This window comes from Ruoffia halotolerans (genome assembly GCF_014049385.1).
Classification (GTDB): Bacteria; Bacillota; Bacilli; order Lactobacillales; family Aerococcaceae; genus Ruoffia; species Ruoffia halotolerans.
In genome coordinates this window covers 1-9,867 of record NZ_JACAOA010000042.1, presented here as the reverse complement: position 1 = coordinate 9,867, position 9,867 = coordinate 1, and the positions used below count along the sequence as shown (strand labels likewise).

The following is a 9,867-nucleotide window of genomic DNA, read 5'->3' as shown; positions in this document are numbered from 1 at the left end:
AATGTTGACTTATTTATTTATATATCTTATTATAAATTCATAAATATAACAGATTATTTCAAAGGACGAAGAGATAGGCAAGGTTATGAAAGAGAATTTGCGGTAGCTGAGAAGCAAATCATAGCCCCCTATGAAGACACACCCTTTGTATAACAGTCAAGGTTGACCCTTTATTGTCAAAGTAATTCTATTACTTGCTGAGATAATTATTGCGAAATAATTATAAAAAAAGGTGGGACCACGTCGTAGACGTCCTTTAATCCAATTGGATTAAAGGGCGTCTTTTGTTGCTTTGATTTATAAAAAGGAGATAAGAAAATGAAAAAATGGCTTAATTTATTAATACTTAGTATGTTGGTATTTGTACCCATCCAAGCAGTAGCTCAATCAGATATAACAATCCAACCTGGTGAAACAGTTACAGTTGGACTCGATTCAACATTCGCACCCTATGGGTTTTTAGATGATGGTAAATATACAGGCTTTGACATTGAATTAGCTGAAGAAGTCTTTGACAACATGGGGGTTGATTATGAATTCCAATCCATTGACTGGTCAATGAAAGAAGCAGAACTGAATAACGGAAATATTGATATGATCTGGAACGGTTACTCAAAAACACCAGAGAGAGAAGAATTAGTACTTTTCTCTGATAATTATGTCGAAGGTCGCGTCGGTGTATTAGTTAAGAATGATAGTGAGATTCAAACGATCGCAGATTTAGAAGGTAAGAAAGTTGCGACCCAAGAAGGATCCTCTCAATTAGAAGCAATCAGACAACAACCAGGCTTAGAAGAATCATTAGATGGCGGTCGAGTGATTACTTTCTCTTCTTTTAATGAAGTCCTTCAAGAATTAGCTACAGGTCGGGTGGATGCGATTGTGGTCGCAGAATTAGTGACAAGGTATTATTTCTCACAAAACGGTCAAGCAGGCGACTACCGCATGTTAGATGAAGACTTTGGAATAACTGAAACAGCCGTAGGTTTCAGACAAAATGAAACAGCCTTTGTTGGAGACTTTAATGTCGCTTTAAATGATGTTTTAAATAGTGAAGTTTATGAAGAAATAGAAAATCGTTGGTTCGCTGAATTAGGTGGTGATGAGTCTGCTGAAGAAGCCAATATGCTTGCACCTTTATTGGATGCAGCTAAGACAACTTTACTCGTATTTTTTGTTGTTTTAATTGTAAGTATTCCACTTGGTTTGATTATCGCCTTATTAGAACAACGCGCACCAGCTTGGATAAAAGCAATCATCCAAGTATATGTATACGTCTTTAGAGGGTCACCATTACTCCTTCAATTAATGGTTGTATATTTCGGCTTACCCTTTCTAGGTATTACACTAGACCGTGTGCCTGCAGCCTTAGCGACCATGATTATTAACTATGCTGCTTATCTAGTGGAAATTTTCCGAGGGGGCTTAAATGCCATTCCTCAAGGTCAGTACGAATCATTAAAAGTATTATCTATTAATAAACTAACGGGATATCGTCGAGTGATTCTCCCACAACTATGGAAAGTAGTAATGCCTTCCGTAGGTAATGAAGTCATCAGTTTAGTAAAAGACACATCACTTATTTATATTCTTGGTTTAGACGAATTACTAAAAGTAGGGCGTGCATTGTCTAATCAGTACGCAAGTATGATGCCGTACTTATATGTTGGTGTGATTTACTTAGCTTTAACAGGGATTGTCACAATCGTATTAAATCAAATTGAGAAGAGAATTGACTATTAGGAGGACTACAAATGAGTTTAATTGTAAAAGACGTTAGTAAGCAGTTTGGGAACAATGTTGTAATTAGTAATTATAGTATGGAAGTTGCCCCAGGAGAAATTACAGTCATTCTAGGGGAGTCGGGAAGCGGGAAGACAACGTTACTGCGTATGATCAATCACTTGGAAGGAGTTGATAAAGGTTCTATCTCGATTGATGACACTTACTTAGTTAAAGACGGAGAATATCAAGATAATCAATCTATTAAAGATTATCAATACAAAATCGGACTTGTGTTCCAAGATTATCAATTATTCCCCAACTTAAGTGTGACGGAGAATTTATTATTAGCACCACTTTCGAATAAATTTGCAGACAAAGCGGCTTTAGAAGAAAGAGCGGCTTCATTGTTGGAACAAATGGGAGTTGGAGACAAAGGAGGTTCTAAACCGAGTCAGTTATCAGGTGGGCAAAAGCAACGTGTTGCGATTGCGCGAGCGATGATGATGAATCCAAGTTTACTTTGCTTTGATGAACCAACCTCTGCCTTAGATGAGAAAACTGTCGGTAAAATTGCGGAATTAATTACTCAACTATCTAATCAAGGGATAATGATTTTGATTATTACCCATGATAATGAATTAGTGAAATTATTAGGGGATGCAAAAGTGATTCGAACGACAGAATTTATCAAATAATGCTTGCTTTTGATACACCTGTTTGGTACACTAGCTCTTGTGTAAAATAATGCAGCGTTAAAACAGAAAGCGCGTCAACATTCTAAAACCTAATGAAATAAGTAGGGCATCGAGTAACCGCGGCTGCTAATGGTGAAAGTGAAAAGAGGAATGCACGCATTCGAGTTTTAAACAGAATTATTTTACTCCAAAAAAACTTATTGGAGGAATTAAATTATGTCAAGATATACAGGACCATCATGGAAATTATCACGTCGTTTAGGAATCTCTTTAACTGAAACAGGGAAAGAAATCGCAAAACGTAACTACGCACCAGGACAACATGGGAACAACTCTCGTAGAAAAATCTCTGAGTACGGATCTCAATTACAAGAAAAACAAAAATTACGTTTCATGTACGGATTAAACGAACGTCAATTCGCTACATTATACCTACGTGCAGGTAAAATGGAAGGAAAACACGGTGAAAACTTCATGGTGTTATTAGAAACTCGTTTAGATAACTTAGTATACCGTTTAGGATTTGCTAATACACGTCGTCAAGCACGTCAATTAGTTAACCATGGTCACGTTACTGTAGATGGTAAACGTGTTGATATTCCATCATACTTAGTATCACCAGAACAAGTTATTGGTTTACGTGAAAAGTCTCAAGAATTAGCGTTAATCAAAGAGAACTTAGAAAACGTTGTTTCTCGTTTAGACTTCATCTCTTATGACGAAAATTCTAAAGAAGGTACTTTAACTCGTTTACCAGAACGTAGCGAATTAAATGCTGAAATCGATGAGTCATTAGTTGTTGAGTACTACAACAAATTAGGCTAATCTATACTAAAGATTTAATCACACACAGCAATTTACATAACGGGTGTCAGTTTAGAGCGTATTCTAAACGGCACTCGTTATTTTCTGTCATAGGGTAATATAAGTTTATTTAATGCTGAATATGAAGGGATTCGTAAAAAGACAAGCAAATATTAAAAAGGACAAAAAATATCAGGACCACAAAAGGGATCCTGATATTTAAATTATTGTTATATATTATTCTGGAGCATCTGGAACTTCAATGTCTCCGTCTATAATTTGTTGTTTGTAACCTTCGATGATTTCTAATGATTCATCGGTTAATCTTCCTTCTGCGATACCAACACCATCGTTAGCAAGGTTAAACCATTGAATACCAGGTTCAAAGCCTTCTTCCATCATAGTATTGCTGAAAGAGTGAATGGCATTTCCAGTATTTTTTAAAGTAGATGTTAAGTTGATATTACGAGTTTCACCATCAATTTCTAACTCACCTTCAGCACTTTGGTCTAAATCAACGCCGATAACCCATAAATCACGGTTAGGATCAATACTCACTAAGTCTTTAGCTTCTGAGAACACACCGTTACCAGTAGGTCCTGAAGCATGGAAGATGACATCAATATCATTCGAATACATTGTCGCAGCAATTGTACGACCAATCGATGGATCTGTAAAACTTCCAGCATATTGAATTTCAATATCGATAGATTCATCGACAGCTTGAACACCTGCAACAAAGCCGGCTTCAAACTTATCAATTACAACACCTTCAACACCGCCCACGAACCCAACTTTGTTCGTTTGAGTCGTAGTAGCTGCAGCCACACCAGCAAGAAAAGCAGCTTCTTCGTCAGCAAAGTTTAAAGAAGCAACGTTTGGTAAGTCAACCACTGAGTCTACCATGCCAAAGTATTGTTCAGGATATTGTTCTGCAGTTTCTTGAACAGCGGGCTGTAATTTATATCCAATCGCAAAGACAATGTCAAGATTGTTCTGAGCAGCTAAATTTAAATTCGTAATGTAATCAGCCTCTGTGTCTGATTGGAAATAAGAAAAGCTGTCTAACCCTTGTTCTTTGTCGTGTTCTTCACCCCAACGTTGCATGCCTTCCCAGGCACCTTGGTTGAAGGATTTATCGTCAATACCTCCAACGTCCGTCACCATCCCGATACTAAAATCTTCTTGGGCTTGGGCACTTACACCGGAGAGCATAAGTAAACTTGAGAAAAGTAATAAAGATTTCATTTATTTACCCAACCTTTCAAATATAGTAAGTATAGTATAGCATGTTTTTATAACAAATATGTTGATTTGTTAATTAATATAATATTGAGATTCATCTATTTTTTGAATTATTTACATATATAGTGATAATTTATAATCATTTCTGTTATTATAGTAAGTGTATGGGTGTACTATTGAACAATTTGACAGGTTTGGAATGATTTATATATACAAGTAGTATGATGACAAGTAACTATCTTGTCTGTACTAGTGCAGAAATAAAGTTGATTTAGATAAAAAGATAGAACATCGTGAACATACATGATGACATTAACGCTAATGCCTTTATTTATCTAGATAAATACTTTAATTAATGACTTGTAAATGCTATAATCTAGATTGACAATTTATGTAGTAAATTTAAAACACATATATATACTGATTGATGAGGAGCGAGACAATGAATTTAACCTTTACTGATATTTTATTTATCATCGTTATCCTCTTTCTTGTTGCATCGGGGGTTATTTTTTATCTAAGAACGCAGCGTGCGAAAGAGATTCGAGAACTAGAGAATCGTAAAGATGAGATGATGAGCATTTCAATTGCTGATCAGTTGTTTACATTAAAGAATATGGACTTAGCGGGCCAAACGAAACGTAAATACGAAAGCCTTGTAGCCACTTGGCAAACTCTAACAAACTTCCAATTTACAGAAATTGAAGCGATGTTAGTTGGCGCTGAGCAATACAGCGAACAAATGAACTTAATGAAGGCTAAGACAGCTTTAAGCGAAGCACGTGATCTACTAGATGAAACAGAAGTCCAAGTACACGATTTACATGATGAGTTAACGGCTTTACTAAAGATTAGTGAAGATAACCATGAACGTAATGAAGCGCTACTTGAACGCTACAACACTGCTCGTAAAAGTATCATGAATCATTCATTTGACTATGGACCAGCGATTGAAACATTAGAGAAAAATTTACAATATTTAGAGTTAAACTTTACTCGTTACAATGAATTAACAACAGCTGGCGATCATATTGAAGCGGATGATATGTTAAATACAATCGAAGCAGACTTAGGTAGCTTAGAAGACATTCTTGAGAAACTACCTTCAATGTATAACAAGATTAAGAAAGATTACGAAGATGCTTTAGAAGATATTCTTGATGGACATAAAAAAATGCTTGAAAGTCACTTTAACTTCGAAGGCGTGGACGTTCCTGAGAAAGCAGAAGAAATTCAAGAAAAGCTGAACGAAGCGAAAAATCACATTAAAAACGCCGACTTAGTAGACGCGCAAACATTAATGGATAAAGCAGACCGTGAAATTAATTCATTATATGATTTTATGGAAGCTGAAATCGAAGCGAAAAATTATGTAAATACGCATATTAATCAATTACGTGCCCGTTTCGAAGAAGTAAGAGAAAATAATCGTTATGCAGGGATCGAAGTAGACCGCATCGCGCAAAGTTATATCTTACATGAGAATGAAGTTGACCAAATAAGTGAATTAACTGAACAAATTGACGCAGAGTATGGACGTTTTACTGACACTGCTGGAACGATAGAAGCAGATGGTGCAGTCTTTACTCAAGTCGCAGAACAATTAAGTCGTATTGAAAAGAATTTAAATGAATACGATAGTAAGCAACAAAAAATAGTTAAAGACTTAGGACAACTTAATGCCCGTGAGCGTGAAGCAAAAACAAACTTAGATTCATATGAACTTGATTTACGTAACATGAAGCGACGTTTAGAGAAACAACATTTACCAGGTTTAAGTTCTAATTACTACGAATTATTCTATAAAGTGACAGACGAGATTGAATATTTATCAAAACAACTTAATCGTGTTCGTATTGATATGGTTGAAATAGAAGGCTTAGAGAAACAATTAGCAGAAAACTTAAATAAATTAGATGAACTAACAGAGTCTACTGTGGATAGTGCAACACTAACAGAATATATGATTCAACATAGTAACAGATTCCGCTTTGATTACCCAGAGATGGATCAAGCAATTCATGAAGCAGAGTACTTATTCTATGATGAATTCCGCTACGACGAAGCTTTGAATGTTATTGAAAAAGCTTTATACCGTGTTGACCGTGAAGGTCCAACTCAAGTTAGACGTATGTATCAACAAGAAAAACAAAATCGCATATTCTAAACAATATATTAACCTTTGAATTTTGACTTTGAGTCGATTCAAAGGTTATTTTTTAAGTTTAGTAAATATTATATATACACTGACATCTAAACAAAGCTATGTTATAATGTTTGGTGCTGTTTTTAGAATTATTTTATATTTAAGAAAAATTGTAGAAGGAGAAATGCCATGTATTATTTCGATAATAGTGCAACAACAAAGCCGACACCTGAGATTCTGAATATATATCAGAAAGTGTCATTAAATTACTTTGGAAATCCCTCAAGTGCACATAAACTTGGAGAAGAAGCTAAAGCATTAATGACATCCGCACGCAAACAAATTGCTGCGATATTAGGCTTTGAAAGCAATGAAATTTACTTTGCTTCAAGTGGGACTGAAGTGAATAACTGGGTCATGCAACCGATCTTAAAAGCAATTAAACAAATTCATCCCAATAGAAATAAAGTATTAATTTCTTCGATTGAGCATCCAGCTACAATGAAACAAATCCCACTGTTAGAATCATTAGGCTATCAAGTGGAACTAATAAAAGTTGATGCCAACGGACAGATTGACTTGGCCCACTTTGAAACTTTATTAGATAATGAAGTTCTACTAGTGTCAGTCATGGGAGTAAACAATGAAGTTGGAGCAATCCAACCTGTTAAAGAAATGGCCACTTTATTACAAAAATACCCACAAGTGATTTGGCATATGGACGGCGTTCAGACGATCACTTCTCAAATCGCATTGCTGCGTGAGCCACGCATTGACATGATTACTTTATCAAGTCATAAATTCCATTCAGTACGCGGAGTAGGTATACTAGCCCAACGTCAACGCGTTCCTAATATGCCTTTACTTCATGGTGGTGGGCAAGAGACTGGTCGACGCAGTAGTACTGAGAATTTAGCGGGAATCGTTGCGACAAGTCGAGCGCTAAGAAAAATGAATGAAATCCAAGCGGATACAAAAGAAAGATTAGCAACTTACCGAGGTAGAATCATTGAAACTTTAAAAAATCTTGATTGGCAAGTATTTGCTGAGACAACAAGTAGTGAACATATTGTTTGTGCAGCTTTAGCACCCATTCCGGGAGAAGTGCTATTACATGCTTTAGAAGCACACGATATCTTTGTTTCGACAACAAGTGCCTGTGCTAGTCGCTCTCACCAAGAGCATGCAACGTTAAAAGCCATGAAAACACCCGACGAGATTAGTAAATCAGCGATCAGGCTGAGTATGGCTCATTCAACTACAGATGAAGACGTAGATTATTTACTTAAGACCTTAGAACAAGTAACTGAACAGTTTAAAAATTACGCCTAAAGGGGAGTTATAATGGAAGAAAAACAAATTAAAATTCATTACGGAGAGTTATCAACAAAAGGTAAAAACCGTAAAATGTTCCAACAGAAGATGGCGGAACAAATTAGACATAAGACTAAACATATTGAGCGCATTAAAATTTTCCCTAATCGTGATTTTATGTTTATCAAATGGGAACAAGCGAGATATGAAGAGCTCATTGAAGTATTAAAAGATATCCCAGGTATTTCACGTTTTGAACCAGTTTATCCTGTAGCAAAAGACATGGATGCTATTAAAAAAAGAGCATTAGAATTATTCAGTGAGTTAAATATTCAAGACGGTGAATCTTTTAAAGTCGTGGCTAAACGTTCAGATAAAGAATTTGAACTAGATACTTATGAAATTCAACGTGAAGTTGGAGATGTTATTGGGGAAGTTTATCAAAACCTAGCTGTTAAGATGACAAGACCGACATATAAACTGACAGTCAGTATTCATCTGAAAGATGAAGCATACTTAAGTTTATTATCATACCAAGGACTCCAAGGGATGCCTTACGGATCAAGTGGGCGTGGGATGTTAATGTTATCAGGTGGTTTTGACTCACCTATCGCAGGTTACTTAATGATGCGTCGAGGAATGGAGATTGAAGCCGTTCACTTTAGTAGCCCACCATATACAAGTCCCCAAGCTCTAGAAAAAGCGAAAAAATTAACAGCTAAATTAGCACACTTTGGAATGCCAATTAAGTTTCATAACGTTCCGTTCGCGAAAATCCAAGAAGAAATTAAAGCACATGTACCGGACAGTGAATCGATGACCGTGATGAGACGCTTTATGTTGCGAATCATGGATCAGCTTATTGAACGAAATAATGCTGATGCCATTGTCAATGGAGAGTCCCTAGGACAAGTTGCTTCTCAAACTATCAAGAGTATGCGTGTAATCAATGAAGTAACTTCAACCCCCATCTTTAGACCATTAATTGCGACAGATAAAAATGAAATTATTAATTTAGCTGAGAAAATCGATACCTTTGATATTTCTAATGAACCTTATGAAGATTGCTGTACAGTATTTGCACCAACGGCACCTCATACAAAACCAAAACAAGAAAAAATCGAAGACTATGAAAGTGCACTAGATATTGAAGGCTTAGTGAAAGATGCCATTGAAAATACTCATATTGAGAAGATTGATGAAGACTATATAAGAAAACAAGAAGCAGATTTTGCTGATTTACTGTAAGCGATAATCAGAATCTTTGAAGTATTCACTTGCAAGCGTTATAATGACAATAGTATTAAAATATGAAAGGGAGTTATATCATGCAAGTAACATTTAAAGGCGATCCAATCGAAGTAAAAGGCATTCAACCTTCAGTAGGGGACAAAGCACCTAACGCAACCGTTACTAACAACAAAGGTGACAAAGTAGAATTAGAAGATGTAATTAAAGGCAATGTTACAATTCTAAGTGTTGTACCTGATGTATTAACTCGTACATGTGAATTACAAACTAAGAATTTTGCTAAAAAAACTGCAGATAAAGGTTATAAATATATTACACTCGGTCGTAATACTGTAGAAGAATTCAATGAGTGGAACAAAGAAAACAATCTAAATGTTGATACTTATACAGATGCTGACGGAGAATTCGGTAAAGCATATGGTTTAAATATAGAATTAGGTGGAGACACTCGTACAACTCGCTCTGTATTTGTTGTAGATAAAGATGGAGTCATCCAATACAAACAAATCGTCGACGAGGTTGCTGACGAACCTGATTATGACTCAGCTTTAGAAGCTGCAGATAAACTATAAGATTAGTTAAATCTCAAAATATATTGATTCATAAACCGCCCAAGAATTTTTTTGGGCGGTTTATTTTGCTAGCAGCTGTTTTTTGACTTAATAATATAATTATTAGATATACTTT

Annotated in this window: 8 protein-coding genes; 7 read left to right on the top strand and 1 reads right to left on the bottom strand. The window is 35.7% G+C overall.

Annotated elements, in window-relative coordinates; genetic code table 11:
• The first annotated feature begins 318 nt into the window (after nucleotides 1-318).
• The 3 genes from HW423_RS10300 (at nucleotide 319) to rpsD (ending at nucleotide 3,245) form a co-directional block, all read left to right on the top strand.
• On the top strand, nucleotides 319-1,743 hold the full coding sequence (locus HW423_RS10300; protein ID WP_218931823.1) for an ABC transporter permease subunit: 1,425 nt from the start codon (nucleotides 319-321) through the stop codon (nucleotides 1,741-1,743).
• An 11-nt stretch (nucleotides 1,744-1,754) separates the two neighbouring features.
• Complete coding sequence (locus HW423_RS10295) at nucleotides 1,755-2,420, top strand: amino acid ABC transporter ATP-binding protein (protein WP_218931822.1); 666 nt, start codon at nucleotides 1,755-1,757, stop codon at nucleotides 2,418-2,420.
• Nucleotides 2,421-2,636: 216 nt separating this feature from the next.
• The gene (gene rpsD / locus HW423_RS10290) at nucleotides 2,637-3,245 is read left to right on the top strand and encodes a 30S ribosomal protein S4 (RefSeq protein WP_218931821.1); all 609 of its coding nucleotides are present in this window, start codon (nucleotides 2,637-2,639) and stop codon (nucleotides 3,243-3,245) included.
• Nucleotides 3,246-3,461: 216 nt separating this feature from the next.
• Here the strand turns inward: rpsD and HW423_RS10285 are convergent, their stop codons facing one another.
• Nucleotides 3,462-4,472 (bottom strand): BMP family lipoprotein, encoded by a 1,011-nt coding sequence (locus HW423_RS10285; protein ID WP_218931820.1) that lies wholly within the window; start codon nucleotides 4,470-4,472, stop codon nucleotides 3,462-3,464.
• A 439-nt stretch (nucleotides 4,473-4,911) separates the two neighbouring features.
• Here HW423_RS10285 and HW423_RS10280 point away from each other — a divergent pair, with 439 nt between their 5' ends.
• From HW423_RS10280 to HW423_RS10265, 4 genes are all read left to right on the top strand, one after another.
• Entirely contained in the window at nucleotides 4,912-6,636 is a 1,725-nt protein-coding gene (locus tag HW423_RS10280; protein WP_218931819.1) for a septation ring formation regulator EzrA, read from the top strand.
• A 168-nt stretch (nucleotides 6,637-6,804) separates the two neighbouring features.
• Nucleotides 6,805-7,947, top strand: coding sequence for a cysteine desulfurase family protein (locus HW423_RS10275; RefSeq protein WP_218931818.1), 1,143 nt, complete (start codon nucleotides 6,805-6,807; stop codon nucleotides 7,945-7,947).
• Nucleotides 7,948-7,959: 12 nt separating this feature from the next.
• On the top strand, nucleotides 7,960-9,177 hold the full coding sequence (gene thiI, locus HW423_RS10270) for a tRNA uracil 4-sulfurtransferase ThiI (protein ID WP_218931817.1): 1,218 nt from the start codon (nucleotides 7,960-7,962) through the stop codon (nucleotides 9,175-9,177).
• An 80-nt stretch (nucleotides 9,178-9,257) separates the two neighbouring features.
• A complete protein-coding gene (locus tag HW423_RS10265; RefSeq protein WP_218931816.1) occupies nucleotides 9,258-9,752 on the top strand; it encodes a redoxin family protein in 495 nt (164 codons plus the stop codon).
• The last annotated feature ends 115 nt before the right edge of the window (nucleotides 9,753-9,867 follow it).

What these genes read in the sequence shown, in the direction of transcription:
- thiI (WP_218931817.1), top strand. Translation starts at nt 7,960, where the DNA reads ATGGAAGAAAAACAAATTAAAATTCATTACGGAGAGTTATCAACAAAA.
- rpsD (WP_218931821.1), top strand. Translation starts at nt 2,637, where the DNA reads ATGTCAAGATATACAGGACCATCATGGAAATTATCACGTCGTTTAGGA.
- HW423_RS10275 (WP_218931818.1), top strand. Translation starts at nt 6,805, where the DNA reads ATGTATTATTTCGATAATAGTGCAACAACAAAGCCGACACCTGAGATT.
- HW423_RS10265 (WP_218931816.1), top strand. Translation starts at nt 9,258, where the DNA reads ATGCAAGTAACATTTAAAGGCGATCCAATCGAAGTAAAAGGCATTCAA.
- HW423_RS10285 (WP_218931820.1), bottom strand. Translation starts at nt 4,472, where the DNA reads ATGAAATCTTTATTACTTTTCTCAAGTTTACTTATGCTCTCCGGTGTA.
- HW423_RS10280 (WP_218931819.1), top strand. Translation starts at nt 4,912, where the DNA reads ATGAATTTAACCTTTACTGATATTTTATTTATCATCGTTATCCTCTTT.
- HW423_RS10300 (WP_218931823.1), top strand. Translation starts at nt 319, where the DNA reads ATGAAAAAATGGCTTAATTTATTAATACTTAGTATGTTGGTATTTGTA.
- HW423_RS10295 (WP_218931822.1), top strand. Translation starts at nt 1,755, where the DNA reads ATGAGTTTAATTGTAAAAGACGTTAGTAAGCAGTTTGGGAACAATGTT.